At 40.9% G+C, this 19,047-nt stretch carries 17 protein-coding genes and 4 tRNA genes; 16 read left to right on the forward strand and 5 right to left on the reverse strand.

What is annotated here, in order from left to right; all coding sequences use genetic code 11:
* Positions 1 to 51 precede the first annotated feature (51 nt).
* On the forward strand, positions 52 to 579 hold the full coding sequence (ppa, locus tag MKS91_RS03960; protein ID WP_258569547.1) for an inorganic diphosphatase: 528 nt from the start codon (positions 52 to 54) through the stop codon (positions 577 to 579).
* Here ppa and MKS91_RS03965 read toward each other — a convergent pair.
* The 3 genes from MKS91_RS03965 to MKS91_RS03975 all read right to left on the reverse strand — a co-directional run bounded on the left by MKS91_RS03965 (position 576) and on the right by MKS91_RS03975 (position 5,734).
* Positions 576 to 1,298: a response regulator gene (locus MKS91_RS03965; protein WP_258569548.1), complete on the reverse strand. Its 723-nt coding sequence runs from the start codon at positions 1,296 to 1,298 to the stop codon at positions 576 to 578. The two genes, ppa and MKS91_RS03965, sit on opposite strands and share 4 nt — an antisense overlap.
* Before the next feature lie 75 nt (positions 1,299 to 1,373).
* Complete coding sequence (locus tag MKS91_RS03970) at positions 1,374 to 4,055, reverse strand: translocation/assembly module TamB (protein WP_258569549.1); 2,682 nt, start codon at positions 4,053 to 4,055, stop codon at positions 1,374 to 1,376.
* Complete coding sequence (locus tag MKS91_RS03975) at positions 4,052 to 5,734, reverse strand: POTRA domain-containing protein (protein ID WP_258569550.1); 1,683 nt, start codon at positions 5,732 to 5,734, stop codon at positions 4,052 to 4,054. The genes MKS91_RS03970 and MKS91_RS03975 overlap by 4 nt, the downstream gene beginning before the upstream one ends.
* 59 nt (positions 5,735 to 5,793) lie before the next feature.
* Here MKS91_RS03975 and MKS91_RS03980 point away from each other — a divergent pair, with 59 nt between their 5' ends.
* The 6 genes from MKS91_RS03980 to MKS91_RS04005 are packed head-to-tail and all read left to right on the forward strand — an operon-like array spanning position 5,794 to position 9,526.
* Positions 5,794 to 6,045 carry a hypothetical protein gene (locus MKS91_RS03980; RefSeq protein WP_258569551.1) on the forward strand — a complete coding sequence of 84 codons (252 nt, stop codon included), beginning with the start codon at positions 5,794 to 5,796 and terminating at the stop codon, positions 6,043 to 6,045.
* On the forward strand, positions 6,035 to 7,294 hold the full coding sequence (glyA, locus tag MKS91_RS03985; RefSeq protein ID WP_258569552.1) for a serine hydroxymethyltransferase: 1,260 nt from the start codon (positions 6,035 to 6,037) through the stop codon (positions 7,292 to 7,294). Before MKS91_RS03980 ends, glyA begins: the two co-directional genes overlap by 11 nt.
* A gap of 2 nt (positions 7,295 to 7,296) precedes the next feature.
* Positions 7,297 to 7,761, forward strand: coding sequence for a transcriptional regulator NrdR (gene nrdR / locus MKS91_RS03990; RefSeq protein ID WP_258569553.1), 465 nt, complete (start codon positions 7,297 to 7,299; stop codon positions 7,759 to 7,761).
* On the forward strand, positions 7,761 to 8,183 hold the full coding sequence (gene nusB, locus MKS91_RS03995) for a transcription antitermination factor NusB (RefSeq protein ID WP_258569554.1): 423 nt from the start codon (positions 7,761 to 7,763) through the stop codon (positions 8,181 to 8,183). Before nrdR ends, nusB begins: the two co-directional genes overlap by 1 nt.
* Before the next feature lie 40 nt (positions 8,184 to 8,223).
* Positions 8,224 to 8,673 carry a phosphatidylglycerophosphatase A family protein gene (locus MKS91_RS04000; RefSeq protein ID WP_258569555.1) on the forward strand — a complete coding sequence of 150 codons (450 nt, stop codon included), beginning with the start codon at positions 8,224 to 8,226 and terminating at the stop codon, positions 8,671 to 8,673.
* Between the two features lie 19 nt (positions 8,674 to 8,692).
* The gene (locus MKS91_RS04005) at positions 8,693 to 9,526 is read left to right on the forward strand and encodes a phosphatase domain-containing putative toxin (protein ID WP_258569556.1); all 834 of its coding nucleotides are present in this window, start codon (positions 8,693 to 8,695) and stop codon (positions 9,524 to 9,526) included.
* Here MKS91_RS04005 and MKS91_RS04010 read toward each other — a convergent pair.
* Positions 9,523 to 10,344 (reverse strand): 2,3,4,5-tetrahydropyridine-2,6-dicarboxylate N-succinyltransferase, encoded by an 822-nt coding sequence (locus tag MKS91_RS04010; RefSeq protein ID WP_258569557.1) that lies wholly within the window; start codon positions 10,342 to 10,344, stop codon positions 9,523 to 9,525. The genes MKS91_RS04005 and MKS91_RS04010 overlap by 4 nt on opposite strands.
* 219 nt (positions 10,345 to 10,563) lie before the next feature.
* On the opposite strand from MKS91_RS04010, the gene MKS91_RS04015 reads away from it, so the two are divergent.
* The 5 genes from MKS91_RS04015 (at position 10,564) to MKS91_RS04035 (ending at position 14,535) form a co-directional block, all read left to right on the forward strand.
* A tRNA-Pro gene (locus tag MKS91_RS04015) sits at positions 10,564 to 10,637 on the forward strand.
* A gap of 7 nt (positions 10,638 to 10,644) precedes the next feature.
* Positions 10,645 to 10,718: transfer RNA gene (locus MKS91_RS04020), tRNA-Arg, on the forward strand.
* Between the two features lie 14 nt (positions 10,719 to 10,732).
* Positions 10,733 to 10,805, forward strand: a tRNA-His gene (locus MKS91_RS04025).
* A gap of 337 nt (positions 10,806 to 11,142) precedes the next feature.
* A complete protein-coding gene (locus MKS91_RS04030) occupies positions 11,143 to 11,736 on the forward strand; it encodes an F-box protein (RefSeq protein ID WP_258569558.1) in 594 nt (197 codons plus the stop codon).
* 102 nt (positions 11,737 to 11,838) lie between these two features.
* Complete coding sequence (locus MKS91_RS04035; protein ID WP_258569559.1) at positions 11,839 to 14,535, forward strand: hypothetical protein; 2,697 nt, start codon at positions 11,839 to 11,841, stop codon at positions 14,533 to 14,535.
* A gap of 83 nt (positions 14,536 to 14,618) precedes the next feature.
* Here the strand turns inward: MKS91_RS04035 and MKS91_RS04040 are convergent, their stop codons facing one another.
* Positions 14,619 to 15,113, reverse strand: a complete 495-nt coding sequence (locus MKS91_RS04040; protein ID WP_258569560.1) for a peptidylprolyl isomerase — start codon at positions 15,111 to 15,113, stop codon at positions 14,619 to 14,621.
* 169 nt (positions 15,114 to 15,282) lie between these two features.
* Here MKS91_RS04040 and MKS91_RS04045 point away from each other — a divergent pair, with 169 nt between their 5' ends.
* From MKS91_RS04045 to clpP, 4 genes are all read left to right on the forward strand, one after another.
* Positions 15,283 to 16,959, forward strand: a complete 1,677-nt coding sequence (locus tag MKS91_RS04045) for a hypothetical protein (RefSeq protein ID WP_258569561.1) — start codon at positions 15,283 to 15,285, stop codon at positions 16,957 to 16,959.
* Positions 16,960 to 17,031: 72 nt separating this feature from the next.
* A tRNA-Leu gene (locus MKS91_RS04050) sits at positions 17,032 to 17,115 on the forward strand.
* A gap of 32 nt (positions 17,116 to 17,147) precedes the next feature.
* Positions 17,148 to 18,437, forward strand: a complete 1,290-nt coding sequence (gene tig / locus MKS91_RS04055) for a trigger factor (protein ID WP_258569562.1) — start codon at positions 17,148 to 17,150, stop codon at positions 18,435 to 18,437.
* Entirely contained in the window at positions 18,438 to 19,031 is a 594-nt protein-coding gene (gene clpP / locus MKS91_RS04060; protein WP_258569563.1) for an ATP-dependent Clp endopeptidase proteolytic subunit ClpP, read from the forward strand. It abuts the gene before it with no gap.
* Positions 19,032 to 19,047 lie beyond the last annotated feature (16 nt).

A 19,047-nucleotide genomic window follows, 5' to 3' on the forward strand; every position in this document is an offset into this window, starting at 1 on the left:
AAATTTATATGATTAATATATACTTGATGCAGTTATAATGGGAATAAAGGTATGTCAGATCAAATGCTCACCCCGGGGAAAAATGCACCTCAAGAAGTCGATGTTATCATCGAGATATCACCTGCGCAAGGTCCGGTAAAATATGAAGTGTGTAAAGACAGTGGGCGTTTGCAGGTAGATCGGTTTTTACAAACATCAATGGTCTACCCATGTAATTATGGTTATATTCCATCAACACTGAGTGATGACGGTGACCCATGTGATGTATTGGTTATCAGTCCGTATGATATCATCCCTGGAGCTATCATTTCTGTACGACCTGTAGGCATGCTTGTTATGGAAGATGAAGCGGGTTTGGATAATAAGATCCTGGCTGTTCCAGTTGATGGTGTGGCGAAGCAGTACGCGTATATTCAGTCAATTGGTGACGTTGACTCAATGCTTAAAGATAAGATTGAGCATTTCTTCAAGCATTATAAAGATCTTGATAGTACGAAATGGGTAAAGCTCCAAGGTTGGCAAGACCGTGATGCTGCCATTGAGGAAATTACTAACAGCATCAATAGCTTCCAGTCCTAATTTAGGAACTTATCATCTTTGTCCAGCAGACCGCTTCTGATGGCTAGATGTAATAGTGCTACATCGCTCTCTATGTTGAGTTTTTCGAAAATTGATAGTCTGTGTTGTGTCACTGTATCTTCTGTTAGGTTCAACTTCTGTGAGATACTGGCTAGATTTCCCCCAAAGACCAATTGATAAGAGACTTTGAGTTCTTCAGGTGACAAACAATCAAATATTCTTTCACGGCCCAATAGGTGTTTATCTTTAATCTTTTGAGAGACTGAATGACAAATATACTGGTTGCCTTGGCTGACTTGTGTGATGGCTTCAATCATTTCTTGTGCGCTCACACCTTTGGTGATATAACCTTGTGCTCCTGCAGATAAGATTTGTGATGGATAGTGCTCATCACAATGGACTGACAACGCCAACACTTTAATGTTAGGATTCTTTGCTAGAATACGTCGGGTTGTTTCAATGCCGCCTTGCCCAGGCATTGAGATATCCATTAAAACCACATGAGGTTTTAAACTGGTTATCATTTCCTCAGATTCTTCGCCACTGCTGGCTTCACCAATGACATGCATTAATTGTTGCTCTGCAAGGATCTTGCTAAGTCCTGTACGGATGATGGCTTCATCATCAACAATTAATATATCGATTGGCTGTTGTTTAATTAGTGTTTTACATATTTCATCGGCTTTCACCGCATTGGTTTTTTGCTCAAAGTTTTCCATTTCCTGTCTCCATAACAATAACAATTGAGTTATATTAGCGGCATTTTTTATTTTGACAGAAATTTTTTACAATTATTAATTGTCGAAGAATAAATTGAGTGCAAAGTATTCTTGTGAGGTGTATTGGGCGCCAAGAGAAAACTTAGGGCTTACCTGAAATGAAAGACGTGAGGTAAAGCTATTTTTCTTCCCAAGGTTAGGGTGGACTGATACCCATATTTTATCATATAGCTGTTTGGATACATTGAATGTTGGGTTTTGCAAATTGGCAGACAAAGAGCGGCTACTGTCTAAGTTTGGCTCAAGCCGAATACCCGCTAAATTTAAATTATTAAGTGCTTGAAGTATTGTGAGAATGGTGGCATTTTTCTCTAGGCCAGAGATGATCTCAACCAAACGGTAATAAGGCTTTTTTGAATCGATGTGAGGACTGGTTAAGAATAGCTGGGTCAGTGCAGCAGCTTTATTTTGGTCACCAGGGTCAGTGTTTATATTAAAGGAGGGTAATTTAACGGGCCCATCGACGTTAATGATTATTTTGGTACTGCCTGACTGTGCTGACTCAGTGTAGCTGCTGATGTTTTTCTGTAGGCTTAGGTGAATAATACCATCCAGCCAACTTGATTGGTTAAAGGAGGCAGAGAGTTCATCAAGTTTAATTTGTCGCGTCAAAATATGAACCATCGGTTCTTTAAGAGACAGTTTGCCAGTGATGACTTCATCGCCATTTCTAGGTTGCATATAATGCAGGTTTCCTGAAATATTGCCGCTAAACCCTAATATGTTTGCAGGCGTGGCATTCATTCTGAGTAATAATTCTACTTCTTGATACGCGGTAGGATTCTCTGACATCATTCCGCCAGACATGTGTATGTCTCTTGGTAATACTTGATATGCCGATACTGGGTCAAACGAAAGTTGAAGGTCAAAGACATCAACTTCCCCGGTAGTTTTTGTAGGGCTATTTAGAATGCTGAAGGCGCATTGTATCTTATTGTCTTCATGTTCAAATGTTGTTGATTTACTGGTTAAAAAAGTGTCTGATCCATTGCTCGACAGCGTGATTTGTCCTTGGGGAGAGTTAAGAAGTCCTTGGATCTCACCGTCATGCCACACCAAATGACTCGCCTTGATGTGGTAATCAAGTGGGAAGTAAATATTTGTTAAGTTTGGTACGATATTGAGTAGCAATGCATCAATATCAGAAATCTGATAGTCCCCTAAGATTTTCAGTTCATTGTTCTTATAGTAGTGGTGGCTTTCTCCATTAACAACGCTATGATTCAAGATAATCTCAGTATCAGAGTCAACAATATTTTGACTATTGAGTCTCAATGTTAAATTATTGACCTTACTGTTGATCACCCAGGAGTGATCTAAGAAGTTATATTCTCCTGATAATGTCATAGATTCCTCAGAACTTTTTGATAGAGTGAGGCTAGGAACTTGGAGATGTTTTTTATTAAATATGGCAGGAGCCTTTTGTGATAAAGACCATTGTTGGTTCCGATTCTGGCCAATTAAGAATTTATTGGTCATGACTTCCCATTGCCCTGAACGATTGTTGATATTCAGCAAGAGTTGCTGCGGTATGTCATTTTGTAGACCCAGACCAGTTACATTATGCGTGGTACCGTTTTGTTGTATCTTTAAGCTGGGATTATCAATGGCCAGCAAAGGATTTCTTAGCTGTGTGGCGGACACATAAAGCCAGTCTTTAGCGTGGCTGTCATAGGACAGCTGCAGATCAGTGAGCTTCATAATGGGCAATGTCAGTTCAGGTGCGTAGGCATAAAGTTTATACTGTCCATCCTGAATCTGAAGATTGATATCACTATTGCCTTTTAAGTGAGGAGAAATTTTTTCCAAGTTGTCTAGGCTTGCTGAGATGATGGTGTTTCCTTCCGATATCGTTCGAGACTTTAACGTCGAATCAATATACTTGGCTTCAATATTATATTGTTGTTGTTCAGAGTTAAGTTTACCACTGAGTTGAAAAGGCCCTTGATAGGTCGATAGGTAAATGCTGCGAATGTCTGCTGAGACTGCAGGTGTGCTCAGGTTTGCCGATATGTCAAAGTCCAGAATCTCTGTTCCAATATGCTTAATGGAAGCGCTTAATAGTGCGCTAGTGGGGTTGTAGGAGGCTTCAATGTTTTTGATGTGAGAATCAGCCATCGATGAAATCTGGTAGTCATTACCGGTATTTCGAATGAACAAATTGGTTGCGATATCATTTAGCGTTATGGTGAGCTTATATGCTGGGTTCATGGGCTCATATTGTAGCCCAATGTGCTGGTTATGAGCCTGTAGGTTGAGCGTATAGAGGCTATTTTGTTGCAAGAGCTTAAGGTGTTGAATGGTGATCGGTGAGATACCTGTTGCGATATCAATGCTCACTTGATCGATTTGAAGGCTTCTGGGTAAGGTTGGTAGACTGCTATCGTCTTTCCTGGAGCTAAAGTTGAGGTTTTGTAAAGAGAGCTTTCCTATCTGTATGTGACTTTTATTGGCTGTTAGAGGGTGACGGATGTGAATATTTTCGATGAGGACTGGCTTGGTGTCCTGGGTTTTAATTGTTAATATATGAATTTGGTTAGACCACAGGCTGCCCGAGACACCTGTTATATCCAGTTCATAAAAATACCCTAGTATATAACATGAGGCTTTGGTTCCCCATGGAGATAGTATCACCAGTACCGATATAACAAGTATCGAGATGGTAGAAAGTATTATTCGGCTGATCTGAGAGGTCATAATAAGTCTTCTCCAGGTTCGGCGCTAATATGGAAGATCCATGTTTGGCTATCAGCTTCTCGGCCAATGGAGAGCTCGAAATTTCCTAGGCCAGTAATATATGAGAATAAAAGACCATTAGAGGGGTGAAATGAGTTGTGTGTCGCATTTTCATCATTAATGCATGAGCCAGCATCAAGAAATAAACCAACATACAGGCTTTTCAATGTTTGCACTTGGATGCTGTTGCGGTTTAAGATCAAACTATTGCCTTCATCGATTTGGTGGCGTTCCATGCCTCTATTGGAGTCTGGGCCGCCAAGGGTGTATTGCATCGATAATGGGTAGAGACTAAAGGAAGATGTCCATATCTTTCCAACCGAGAGTTGGCTTCTTAATATCAGGCGTTTAAAATTAAATTGTGAGTTAAAATCTAAGAAGCCTTGAAAAAAGTTTAGGTCAGACCCTAATGATTCTAAACCACCTTTAAAGGAAGATTGCAATTGGATAAAGTAAGATTTTTTATTGAGCCGGCCATTAATGTTGTATTCAGGATATGCCAATTGTGTTATATAAGTTCTATTATCGTTCAGTGTGGATTCTTCAATAGTGATATTGCCAGATAATTGGTGCTCAAGTGCAAACAATTGTCGCTGCATCATCGCGGATACCTGCCAAAGTTTACTATTGTCCTCATCTTTTGTAAGGTCGCTATTAAAGTTGAATCCAATACTGCTAAAGTCATTGGGGCCACTGGGAGATGGGATGATAAGTTCACTGGCTATTTGGCTGTTGTTGCTAGAAGACTTAATTAGGCTATTTAAGTAAATGCCACAGCCGCCAAGGTTGTTTAACCTGATATTCAGTTGCGCATTAGGGGAGAACTTATCATTATCTAAGTTGGATTCTATTCCAACACCAAAGAACAGTTGAACAGGTTTGTTATACAGATATTCAACAATAATGTCCTTAATGTCTGGCTGAAATTTCCGGGAAACTGTTGAAATATTTGCATATCGAAACAACCCCGAGTTTAACATATTCTTTTGAAATTCCCGTCGCTTACCATCATTGAATTTTTCGCCTTCTTGAATGTTGTGGTAGCGTTTTAAGCATTTGGCATGGGCCATGTTTTCGGTGATGATCTTTCCATACGTATTGATTTTGTTAGGAGTGATGCGAAATGTGATGTTGACCTGATTGGTAATTGGATCATATGAGGCGTGCTCTCGGCTGACCAGCGCACTGGTGTAGCCATTAGTTACTGCGGTGGCTTTTATATGATTGGTTAGCGTATTTAAATCATTTAAGGTGAAAGGGGTGAAGCGGTAGTTAGCAACAGTATGTTGAATTTGTAGCTTGAGACTAGCATCTGCTGTTTCAGTTGGGTAAAGTGTGGATATTTGGTGAAAGTAAGCCTGACTATTAAGGTCAATTTTGATACTAATATCCCCAGTCTCATCCGTAGTAACAGAGGTGCTTGGACGAAAGTACCCAAATGGCTTGGTGGCTTCAGTGACTTCATGCTCTATTTGGTCAGTGAGTTGCTCAGTGATGCTGAGGTTGTTAAGCTGACGCATTTTATACTGTAGGCGTTTTTCCACATTGTTTTGTATATGCTTGGGTGCACCGCTTATTGAAAAGTTAGCAGAGGCATAATAGAATGTCAGTAGCAGTATGTGGATAATGTATCTAAGCATTTCATGTACAATTTATTACATAATAACGGAAGTTTGTTAAAAAACCTAGTATATTATACATGTTATATAATCGGGAAGCTATGAGAGAGTATTGTTTATTATTGATGGGGTTAGAGGATTATCAGTCCACGGCTAGTGGACTCTCTGTGCTCCAGAAAGATTTAGAGTTATTGTGTGAGGCTTTAGGCGTTTCAGTCTTTGTTAATGGAGCGGCATTGTCTGTTTCGGGGAAGGTTGTGGGTCACAAGCTCTCAGCTTTGGAGAAAAAAAGTGTATTGGCTCGTGTGATGGAGATCATAGATGACAAATAATGCGTTGGCCAATTTGGCTAAAATTGATCAGGATGTTGCAATCATTTTGGCTGCAGAATATGAACGGCAATCTTCTGGTATACAGCTCATTGCTTCAGAAAACTTTGCATCAAAAGCCGTCTTAATGGCCCAAGGTTCCATTGCTACAAATAAGTATGCAGAAGGCTTGCCTGGAAGACGTTATTATGGAGGTTGTGAACATGTGGATGCGATTGAAACTTTGGCCATTGCGCGTGCAAAGGAGTTGTTTCAAGCAGATTTTGTCAATGTCCAGCCACATTCAGGGAGCAGTGCAAATTTTGCGGTATTTCAAGCATTGTTAAAGCCTGGTGATCAAATATTGGGGATGGATTTGAATGCAGGCGGTCATTTAACGCATGGTCATAGCGTTAATCAATCCGGGAAAATTTACCAGGCAGCAAGTTATGGGGTTAATCAAAATGGGTTCATTGATTATGATGAAGTGGAATCATTGGCTAAGGCTACTCAACCAAAGCTGATCATTGCAGGGTTCTCAGCATACTCTCAAATCATAGACTGGGATGCATTTGCGCAAATTGCAAAAAAAGTAAATGCGTATCTGTTGGCAGATATGGCACATGTTTCCGGGTTGGTTGCAGCAGGGGTTTATCCTTCCCCGGTTCCTTACGCAGATATTGTTACCAGCACAACGCATAAAACGCTTCGTGGACCAAGGGGAGGGATGATCCTAGCTAAGGATGGTGTTTTGGCAAAGCAATTAAACCGTTCAGTGTTTCCAGGCATGCAGGGTGGACCATTGATGCATGTGATTGCTGCAAAAGCAGTCTGTTATCATGAAGCAATGCAAGAAGCGTTCCAGGAGTATCAAAAGCAAGTGGTGAAGAATGCTCAAGCAATGGCCGGCTATTTTATTCAGCAAGGCTATGATGTTGTTTCTAATGGCACTGAGTGTCACATGTTTTTACTGGCGTTGACCGGGAGTGGGATCAATGGTGCAGAAGCTCAAAAGGCATTAGAAGATGCAGGGATTGTTGTTAATAAAAATAGTATTCCTAATGATCCACTACCAGCAAATAAAACCAGTGGAATTCGTATTGGGAGTCAAGCCATGACCAGTCGTGGCGTCTCAGAGTCCGGTGCTATTAAGATTGCCGAAATGGTTGTATCTATTTTAAAGGACCCAACTGCCCTAAATATACAGCAAGTTAGGCGTCAAGTTGATGCATTTGTAGCGACGTTATTCCCTGTACCTAGGCTGGGGGAATAAATATGTTATGCCCTGCATGTGGTTCTAAAGATTTAAGAGTATTGGATTCTCGTCCAATGTTGGAAAGTAATCAAATAAAAAGAAGGCGCCAGTGTTCTGACTGTGAGTTTCGTTTCTCAACCATTGAGATTGTTGATGCTGGGATGCCAAAAATCGTTAAGCGTTCAGGATCATTGGCAGAGTTTGACGTTCGTAAAGTTCGTTCAGGAATCATGAGGGCGGTTGAGAAACGTCCACTAACTATGGGGCAGTTAGAGAATCTTATAGAAAGAATAGTGCAAAAAATTAATAAGATGCAGGTAAAACACTTGCGTTCTGAGCAAGTTGGATATATTATTATGGAAGAGATGAAAGATGTGGATTTGGTGTCAATGATCCGTTTTGCATCAGTATATCATGCTTTTCAGGATGCTGAATCCTTTAAAGTGTTTATTGACAACCTTGTGTCAAGCAGTGAGATGAATTGATGAATAAGAATAGATCTAGAAAGCGCACACGTGTTTATGCGATGGAAATTGTATATCAGTGGATGCATACGAAAACAGCTGTTGACGAGCTGTTAAACCGTTATCAAGAAAAACCAGCTGTTGATATGCCATATCTTGAAGACTTGATTCAGGGAGCTTTATCCAAAAAAACTGAGATTGAAAAAAAGTTGGTTCCATTTTTGGTGGATAGATCGCTCGATGAAGTGACCGATATTGAGTATGCCATTTTAGTGGTAGGGTCATATGAGCTCATGTTTCAGTATGATGTGCCATACCGTGTTATTATCAATGAAGCGATTAATTTGGCAAAGTCTTATGGTGCACAAGATGCATATCGATTTGTGAACTCAGTATTGGACCAGGTTGCTAAGCAGGAACGTGGTTTAGAATATAGAGATTAACGGTCGGGTTTATATGATTTCTTTTAAGTCTCTTATCCCTATGATCAAATCAGTATGTTGTGGCTTCTTAACCATCTATGCACATGGCTTTGGTACAGGGTATTTGCCATTGATGCCAGGGACCTGGGGCACACTTCCAGCCTTAGCGGTAGCATGGTTGCTGTATGATCAGTCTCTGATGATACAAGTCATGGTATATGCATGGGCTTTGGTTTTGGCCTATCTCGCTGCAGATATCGCGGGCAAGAAGCTTGGAGATAGTGATCATAAAAGTATCGTATGTGATGAAATTATTGGTATTTTGCCAGTACTTTTGATAACACCTATGAGTCAGTGGTTTGTGGCATTTTTGCTGTTTCGGATTTTGGATATTGTTAAGCCATGGCCCATATCTTGGGTGGATAAAGATATTAAGGGTGCCAGCGGGTGCTTGCTGGATGATATCGTAGCGGGATTTTTTTCATACGTAATAATGGCCTTATGGTTTTGATATATTGATATAATCTATAATGTATGTTAAAGTTATAAAAGATAAAAAAGTGGTTGTGATGATAAAAAATAAAATAAAAGAAATCTTTTCACGAATTTTTAAAAGTTCTGGAACAACGCCCATTAATTACCGTTGCTATGATATGGGGGCTTATTCGATTGGTGGTATGGCTAAGCCAACACCAAAAATATTAAGAAACTTGACGAAAAAGCATGGCATAGTGATTTCATTGTTAGATCAATCTCATTCTGATCGTATTATAACGCAGTATCGCTCAGCACTTCCAGATGAGACAGTACTGTATCATTTCCATGCTGAAGATTTTTCAGCACCAAGTATTAAAGATTTTGATGCGTTCAATGCATTGGTATCAGAGTACTCGGATAGAAACCCTTTGGTGCATTGCGGGGCTGGGAATGGCCGGACTGGAACCTATATTGCCAGTGTCATCCTTAAAGATTTGATAGACCGTCAGGATGAAAGCCTAGATGGTGAGAAAGTTATTTATGAACCCCAGCTAAGTGTTTTTGATAACCGAGAAAAATTTGCGCCTAAATCATTTTTGATGAAGATAATTCAAAAAGTTTTCTTATGGTTTTTTCCACTTCCAGAGGTTCTGAAAGGGAATGCAGAGGATAAGCCTGTTGCGCCTGTTGTGATTAAAGCGCTGGAGATTGCGCGAGCTTTGGGCTCAGAGTCAGTTGAGACCTTTCAACAGTTGTTGGCATTGGATCGTTATGCAGAAGGGCTTCAAAACCCAGAAGGGCAAAGAAATGTTAGCTTCGAAAACAGTGGTTTGTTTGTCTTCAATGATGATCTGGGTGCGCCTCAACCAAGACGTTATATGGGCTAGCTTGTCGTCGGACGCAGTAGATCATTGATCTGTGTTTTGGTCCGTGTTTGTGCATCAGCATATTTTACGATAATGGCAGCATAAATATGGTGGCTCTGGTCAGGCGCAGGGATGGTTCCTGGGACAACAACTGCGTTTTCTGGGATTTCACCATAGCTGGTTTCTTGAGTCATGCGATTGTAAATACGGGTTGATTGTGAAATAAACATCCCGCTGGACAGAACAGCGCCTTGTCTCACAATCATGCCTTCGGAGACCTCTGAGCGTGCACCAATAAAGCAGTTGTCTTCAATAATGGTTGGCAGTGCTTGCATAGGCTCTAAAACACCGCCAATCCCGGCACCTGCAGAAATGTGGACATTCTTGCCGATTTGGGCACCAGAGCCAACACTGGCAAATGAATCAACCATGCTGCCATCGTCAATATATGCACCAATATTAATAAAGCTCGGCATAATCACAGATTTTTTGCCAATATAGGCACCATAGCGTATGTGACTTGGTGGTACAATTCTGGTACATGGACGAATGGGGCTTATAGAGTATTTATACGGTGTATGGTCACGGTAGGGGACTTTGTAGTCAGCCATTTCATCAGGTTGTTTGTAATGAATATAGGCGACGATGGCTTGTTTGATCCATTGGTTTACCTGCCAGTTATCGTTCTGGAATTCACTAACTCGAATCAATCCTTTGTCTAGCAAAGCAATCACGTCATCAAGATATGCCAGCTGGTCTGCACTGGGGTTTTTGCCATCGAGCATGTTTTGATAAATGATCGGACATTCTTTTGTGAGTGTTGCAATATGCTGTTCCATGTGTTGTAAATCCTTTGACAAACAGGTTTTAATGGTGCCTGAAAAGAGTATGGAAATCTAGCCTTATCTTATGCTCATCGTGAATGGATAGTGCATCTAAAGGGTAAATATATTGCAAAAATAGATAGTAATAACGGGTTTGAGGTTAGTTTTATCCCATGGAAACTAAAAAAAACTTGTATTTTAGGTATATTTGTTATATTTTCGTTATGTATTTATCGGGGTATAGCGCAGTCTGGTAGCGCGCCTGCTTTGGGAGCAGGATGTCGGGGGTTCAAATCCCTCTACCCCGAATATAATGCGCCTGTAGCTCAACTGGATAGAGCATCGGCCTTCTAAGCCGAGGGTTGTAGGTTCGAGTCCTACCAGGCGCGATTTTAAGATTGTGGTGAGCGTAGCTCAGTTGGTAGAGCCCCGGATTGTGGTTCCGGTTGTCGTGGGTTCGAGTCCCATCGTTCACCCACCCCTTGTCTAGTGCTCAAACATTTCAGTTTGTAGAGATCAAAGATGAATAAATGACCTGGAAAATTGGCATAAAAACAAAGGAGTATAACGATGTATGATATAAAATTAAGAGTATATCAACACTATGCACAAGTGCTGCAAGAAATCGATGGAACATGGCACATTCAAAATGTTTAGTATGATGAGCGCACGAAGTCTGCTATCAAAACATTTATCGACAATTCTGAAGAAGCGTCTTGTGTTGAATTTATTGGGTTTATAGTTCATGGTCTTGAGGATTTTCAGATTATCCAAATACAGCTTGATAAAGCTCTGAAATCAAAAATCAGCCCTTTGCATGAGAGAGCATTAGAGGCATTGCCATCGGTAGTTGTGGGCGGAGACTTTATTGGTCTTGCGCCGGATCAAACAGCAAAATTTAATACGCTACAAGGTTTGTCTCAAGAAATGTTGCTTAAGGTTATGTCTTATCTGACTATTCCAGAGTTAATGCCCTTAGCATTAACATCAAGATATATGAATAAGCAGCTGGTGATGAATGCTGGTCGGATTGTTGGTCATATGTTGCCATTGAATACCCAGCTCCATCACCTTATTTTTAGTCATCCGATGTTATATTTCTTACTTGATAGTCACAGAAAAAACCAAATTTTAGAGAGGGCACTGGCTTTTAAGACGGATAAGTTCAAGCGCTGGGTATTGGAAAAAAGCAATACCGGGCAGGCATTATTTACTGTGAAAGATGTGATGGCTTTTCATATGTTAAATGTTTCGCAAGCAAGTGAGGTGATTAAAGCTATTGCTGAGAAGAAGTATGCTTTTGAGCAGTGGCAGCAACTGTCGCCAGTGACGAAAGAGGTTGTTATTCAGTCATTAATCACGCCAGGTATGGTGGTTTATCATCCTCAGGCGGGCTTAAGGCTTTGATCAAACGAAGGGTTATACTTTTGTGACAGAGAGTGGGGGGCAGTATGTCATCAGCTTAGAGTGCCTGAAGCACATTATGGTGTGTTCACAGGTGTTACAGATATGTTTTCAGTTAAAAGTAAGAGGACCTGGAGTAATCATAATGCTTTATTAAAGAAAAGAGATACTATTTTTGGTCAGAACTTTTTTACCAATGAAGGGCTTACCCGTTTTGCCGATGCTTCGGTATTTCCACTAAGTTTATCAGGGCGAAATGGAGCGGACTCACGGCCTGATATGACTGGCTTTAATCGTCCAAGCATCAAAGAGAGTCCGCGGATGACAGTGGCAGAGTATTTTATTGAGGGTTACGATCCAGAGACTACCCTATTACAGCTGTCAGAAGTGATAAAAGATGCCTCAGATGTGGAGCTGTTATCCCTCGTTAAGGCCGTTTATCAGCGTTATCTGCAAGTGTTGCAGTATCAGTCTGTTAATGGCAGGCCGGTTCATATTGAGAAGAGTGATGGTCTGTTTGGTGTCGGACTAGTCTCTAGAATGTTGATAAGTAGAAAGGGGGTCTCAAAGACGCTTACTGCGGCGATAAGGTTGGTTTTAGATATGCTGCCAGGAGTGATTATGTCCGCAGGCTATAGCTCAATGTCCTCCGATGAATTTACTGCATGGCAGGTTAACTTAGCTGAGTTCCTGATTCAGGGGCTAGATGTTGATGAGATCTTTCTTGCATCATTTGATCAGTGGCCAGCAATCAGATATCGTAAGGATAGCCTTTATGATAACAGAGTCACTTTATTGGCACATGTTCTCAGAAAGAATATGGCGCTTATTAATAAGTTTAACCAAGCAAACATGTTGGGGGTGAGCTTGCTCCAGGTTCTATCAGCAAAGATGTTGAAAAACCGAGATGGTTCTAACTATCTCTATCCTGCTGAGGAAGAATTGCGTGCCAACGTTCGTACTTTCTTCTCTGTGGGAGACAGTGTGTTGCAATTACCCGAAATTGCAGGCAACTGGGTGTGTAAAGATGTATTGGGATATTATGTAAATGTGTTCCTGGAAAGGCGCCCTGGTGAGGAGAAAGCGCTGGTTGAGTCTTTGATAAGGATGAGCAGGGTGGTCAATAGGGTCTTGCTGTCTAAGCAGCTCGAAGATTTATTGCAAAGATCGCCTGAAATTTTTAGGCATTTTCCTATGAATTTTCGGAGAAATGATCGTTTTTGTGAAGTGTTTCTCAACTCCGCTATTAAGAAGGGGATCTTGAATGAGTATTATTTTAAAAACATAGCTTCAGTACCAATCATTATCAGATTGTTGCGCCATGAGGAAGATAAGCCTAACTTTGTTTTTAAGGGTAAAATCGCTCAATTTGATGCTTTGAAAAATTATAGAAGTACTAAAATGCTGCTTCAGCATGACCCAAGAGTAGAGGCATATTTCAAAGAAGTATCTATAGCCTATTTAGGAGCTATTGAGGATATTGCAGTTTTTCTGGCAGCATCTGCGGAAACCTTAACCACCTTGATAAATCGTGGTGTTATCAGTACGGGCAGGCCGCAACTTGTCTCAGTAATTCGGACAGCCATTTCTTATCATCGATTTGGGCCTTCTGAGAGCTTTATCAAGACATCAGATATGCATGGTATATTGACTCAGAAAATTGCTGCTGACCGAATATTGCAGCTTGATAAGAGCCACTTTAAGCTATTATCAAGTTCGAGGAAAGATAGCATTGTGGAGATGATGAACGAGTCAAAGTTTAATAAGTCGAAGCTAGCGAATACGTCAGAGGCCGTTGTTAGTTATTTATATTCTCATGATAAAAAAGGCAAACTGGATAGTCGAATCACAATGATTTTAAAAGACAAGCCAGGGTTTATTTTGTCACTACATGAGCCTTTGCCTAAGTATGTTGATGCAGCTTTATGTAAAAATCCGTCTTTAGTATGTTCGCTGAGTGTTTCTCAGGTGGCGCTGTGGCTTGATGAAATGAGAAGCGTTGATAGAAGGGTCAGTATTATAAGATGGGAAAAGTATCAGAAGATGTTTGGTAGCATTGAAGATGCAGTGAAGACTGCATCCCCTAATATTGTTGCATCCTCGAGTGTATTGGGTGAGCTTGTATCTTTGCATAAAGGTTTAAAGGAGTGTGTTGTTGGGAAGGTTTGTGAGCTGATTCAAAGTAGCACTAATGTAGAATCACTTAGCGATAAGGACTTTGCCTTCTTTGGTTCGCCACTAATGGCGGAGACATTGATTCGTAAGGTAATATTGAGCAAAGGTGTGGGCTTTTTACCATTGTTTGTAAAGTACAAAGTCATATTGAGTCACGAGGATTATCAGTTGGCTACGGATATGTTGATGGCTGAGATCCAAAAGCATCCTGAAAAGCAGCAGGCGTTGCATACATACTGCTTGGATGATCAGCAGAAGGATATGACGGATGATGCATTATTGAAAGTGAGTCCTACGTATTATCCACAGTGTTGTAAGCATTACCGAAGCCAGGTGCGATACTTGTTAAAGGCGCTAGGAGACACAAGGGTAAAAACATTTGCGTTATTTTCTCAGATGATTCAGGCAGCGATGCCAGCATGTTTTCAAGATTTAGAGGCGCTTCGGTCATTGAAGAAAATTGCAATATCCGGTGGTTATTTGGATAGCCTAAAAAGTGCAAAATTGCGTTCTGAGCTGGTATATCAAGTGGCATTGTATGTAGATGATGACTATCAAGTGCACATGCTGGAAAGTAGTGAAGAGAGCTTGGGTGCTCCAGCATCTAAGGGTCTAGGGGGTTGTTAACTTCGTTGATCCATGATCATGTTCTGAAAGCCTGATATGGAATTTTGGGGTGGTGTGGGGGAGTGATTCTCCCCCCACATAGTTTACTCTAAGTATGCGCTTTTGATATAGTCAGGTTCTTGTACCGCCCCAGAGCCAGGTGCGCCACGTTTAATGGAGTCAACGATGTCCATACCTTCAGTCACTTTACCAAAGACAGAGTATTGTTTGTCTAAGAAGGAGGCATCGCCAAAGCAGATAAAGAACTGACTGTTACCAGAGTCAGGGTTGCTTGAGCGCGCCATGGAAACAACGCCACGCTGGTGTGACACTGGGTTGAACTCTGCTGGAATGTTGGGAAGGTCAGACTGTCCAGTCCCCACCATTTGGTAGTTTAAACTGTCAATGTGACCATGCTTGACATCACCGGTTTGGGCCATAAAGCCATCAATGACTCGATGAAAGACAATGCCATCGTAGGCTTTTTCTGCAACAAGTTTTTGAATTTGTGCAACGTGCTTTGGTGCCACATCAGGCATGAGTTCTATTTTGACAGTGCCTAAATTCAATACCAGGACAAGTGTTGTCATTGTGCTCATATGTTCTCCAGATTAAATAATAAAGAGACTAGCACACTTAATGTGGCATTAAAAGAAATGCTGGCGATCTAGACATGAATATGCTAAATTTGAGAAAAGAGAACTATTAAAGTTTTAGTGGCTGATAAAGACAGTCATTTAAGGAGAAATAATCAGGAGGGCGTCATAAGTGGCTTTTGCATCAGATAATAGATTTACTATATATACAGAGTATGATGCGAGAGGTGAGCCAAGTTTTGTTCAGGATTATCTCAGGATCAAACCCAATAGCCACCCATCGAGGATTCCACTGTCTTCTGAAAGGGTCGTCTATCCGTGTAATGTTGAAGATATTCAGGGGCTGATAGAGTTCCAGGCCAGAAACTTCACGTCTGCTGTTATTGAGAAATTTAACGCTGAAGGTGCGACTAGAGGTTATGATATTCTGAAAATGTTTTTTGAATTTGATAAAGAAGGTCATCTGCAAGAAAAAACATCAACGGGCTTTCTAGAAAAGGACAAGATTGATTTAGAGCCATGGCAACAATCTGCTATCACTGAGCTACTCAAGAATCCTATATCATTTTTGTTTGTAGATCCATACAGTTGCTATGATGAAGAGGATCCTCCAGTGTTCCCTGAAGTAGCAACTGAAAGAATCTGGATTCATGACAGTCTTAGCAATGCTTTTAAAGCTGTTCAGGTCACTAGAGTGACATTGATCAAATTAATCTACCCAAACTATGAGAGCAAATTTAGAAAAGACATTCTGTTGGGGGCGCTTAATGCTTTAAAAGGAAGTGGTCAAGACATAGATAAACAGAATTCAGAGACAGGTTTGAAATGCTTGCAGCAGTGCTTGGGCGACAGCAGCAACGTTTTGACTCTTCAAGATTCGCTAGGGTTAGCTACCCTTTCTGTCAGAAGAAGCTTGTGGGGTTATTGCTACCATCGCCTGTCTCGCAATATGAGAGAGATGAAGGAAGAGGTGCTTAACTGGTTTGGCTTGATAGTCGATCAATTCCGTAAAGCTCTGAATAGTTGTGGCATAAGGTATAAGTTAGATCAAGAACTGTTTTCGGATTTTCTTTTTGCAAGGATTGGTCTTGTTCTTGCTGAGATAATGCTATGCTCTCTACCGTTCTATTCTATTCTGTTATTGTTTCAGTCTGTAGAGCAGGTTTGTCTCGCTGTTTCTGTCATGCGATTCTCTTATAGTATTGCATGTAAACTTTTAGCTATGTGTGCTAATTGCTCTTACTTCTTATGGGCAATGAGTTATGCTAATGTTTTAGAGGTTGTTTTTTATATCTTGAAGGTAACGGACAACTTATTGTTTGGTTATCCTGTAGTGGTTTTTTATATTGTATTTAAGCTATTTAGGGTGCCATTTATCTTGGTGGGTGCCGTGATAGAATACTGGACTGAAAACCCATGGTGTTGTTTGCTGGCTCAAATGTTATTGTTCTCACTCAAATGCTATTTGCCATGGGCTAATTTGTTCAGGGCTACAATTTTGTTTTTGTCTAGGGAGGTGAAATTCATAGCAGTAGTTAACGTCACATTAGCGGCAGTAGTTTTGGCCAAGGTGTTGACTCATGTTGTTTTTTTGTTTCCCGTTGCGGTCTGTCAATATTTGCGCGATCTGGGGTGGGGTGGAACCAAAACACTTATTCAGCAATCATTTTATAATCATAGTATAACCGGAGCAATATACCGCTGGTGGTCGCCTGAGCTCAACCATTCAGTGCGGGAAACAGGAACATTATATGATGAGAATCATTTCAGTGCGGCAGTTTTTCGGCTTGACGGCAGTGTAGACGAAGATTTTCTTCTAGATATTGAGGCTAATTTAGGTTTAGGTTAACAATGCCTTAAAGGGTGGAAAGAAAATACTTGACTGATGCCGTACTGTGCTATAGTCTGTGCGTGATATTGAGCGAAAGTGGCGGAATTGGTAGACGCGCTGGATTTAGGTTCCAGTGGGGTTAAACCCGTGAGAGTTCGAGTCTCTCCTTTCGCAAGTTTTTCATACCCTTAAAGGTTATATTAGTTATGAGTCAAGATAATAAGCAAGTTTCCCAGAAAGGATTAAACGTCAGTGTAAAGATAACCTTGCCGGTTGCAGAAGTTGGTCAGGCCTATCAGAAGCATTTGGCAAAAGTAGCATCTCAAGTGAACTTAAAAGGGTTTCGTCGTAGTGCACGTGATTTAAAGATGAAAGAGTTGGAAAGAACTCGTGGTGCTTATGTGCGGTCTGAAGCAGTCGATCAGTTATTACAAGAAAAGCTTGAAGAAGTGATTAAAGCAGAAAAGCATTCATTAGCGGCGCGTCCTGAAGTTGTAAATACGAAGGGAGACGGTGTTGCAGAAGATTTAGAGTGTCAGCTGGCCTATGAGGTTTTTGCTGAGTTCCCAGAAGTTGATTTGGCAAAGTTGAAAGTCACTTCAGTCAAAGCGGCAGTTTCTTCTGAGAATGTTGCCAGTGAGATCACCAAGCTCCAAGAGCATCATGGTGGTTGGGGTGACGTTGATCGTGCCAGTAAAAAAGGTGATAAATTAAAGATTGACTTTGTTGGTCGGTTGGATGATGAGATCTTTGAAGGTGGTAGCGCGACGGGGCAAGAAATTGAGTTGGGAGAAGGGAAGTACCTACCAGACTTTGAGAAGAGTTTGTTAAAGCGTAAGGCAGGGGATGAAGTAACGTTTCCAGTATCCTTCCCGAAAGATTATCAAAGTGAGCAGTTGGCTGGTAAAACCGCGACATTTGAAGCGAAGATCCATACGGTCAGTGAAAAAACGCCAATGGCCCTGGGTGAAAATCTCTATGAAGCTTCAGGATCTGAAGCCAAACAAAAACCAGAGTTTGAAAAAGAAATTACGTCTCGTTTAGAGTCAGATGCCAAAAAATTGGCACAGGCGATTAATCGTAAGCGGTTAATCAAGGTGCTGAAAGATAAGATTAGTTTGGCCTTGCCTGAAGTCACAGTGAATGAAGAAGTGGCTGCGTTAAAGGAGAAGAATGACTCGTTGTCAGATAAAGAAGCGAATAAGCAAGCTACTGAAACTTTGCGATTGGCCTTGATCTTAAGACACTATATTCAGGAACTTTCAGTGAAGGCATCCAAAGATGATATTAAGGATTATATTGCGATTGGTGCACCAGAAGGGATTGATGCAGAGATGTTTTACGATTGGTATGCACAAGACCAGAAGCGCTTAGAGCAAGTTAGAGGTGCCGTTATGGAGCAGAACGTTTTAGATGCTATTTTGGATAAAGTAACGGTGAAAGAAGTGAGTGCTTCGATCAATGAGATTGAAAAGGAATTGCAGGAGGCAGCATAGATGAATGTGAATCAATTGGTACCGATGGTTGTAGAGTCTTCACCACGAGGTGAAAGAGCTTATGATATTTATTCTCGTCTACTAAAAGAGAGAATTATCTTTATCGTAGGGCCAATTGAACCTCATATGGCAAATCTTGTTGTTGCACAGTTGTTGTTTTTAGAGTCTGAAAATCCAGAAAAGGATATCTCGTTATATATTAATTCACCAGGTGGTGTTGTGAGTGCGGGATTGGCAATTTATGACACCATGCAATTTATCAAGCCAGATGTCTCAACGCTTTGTTTGGGAATGGCTGCGAGTGCTGCATCATTATTGTTAACAGCTGGTGCTAAGGGTAAAAGGAGAGCGTTACCAAACGCGACCGTGATGATTCACCAAGTTTTGGGTGGTTACCAAGGACAGAACTCCGATATTCAAATTCATGCTCAGGAAACGCTCAGAATTAGTGCTGTTGTGAATAAGATCTTGGCTGATCATACGGGACAAAGCATGAAAGTTATCGAGAAGGATACCGATAGGGATAACTTTATGACAGCTGAGCAATCTATTGAATATGGGTTAATTGACGAAATAGTTACTGAAAGAACCTAGAAATATTGCCTATATA

This window comes from Candidatus Synchoanobacter obligatus (genome assembly GCF_024259865.1).
Lineage (GTDB): Bacteria > Pseudomonadota > Gammaproteobacteria > Comchoanobacterales > Comchoanobacteraceae > Synchoanobacter > Synchoanobacter obligatus.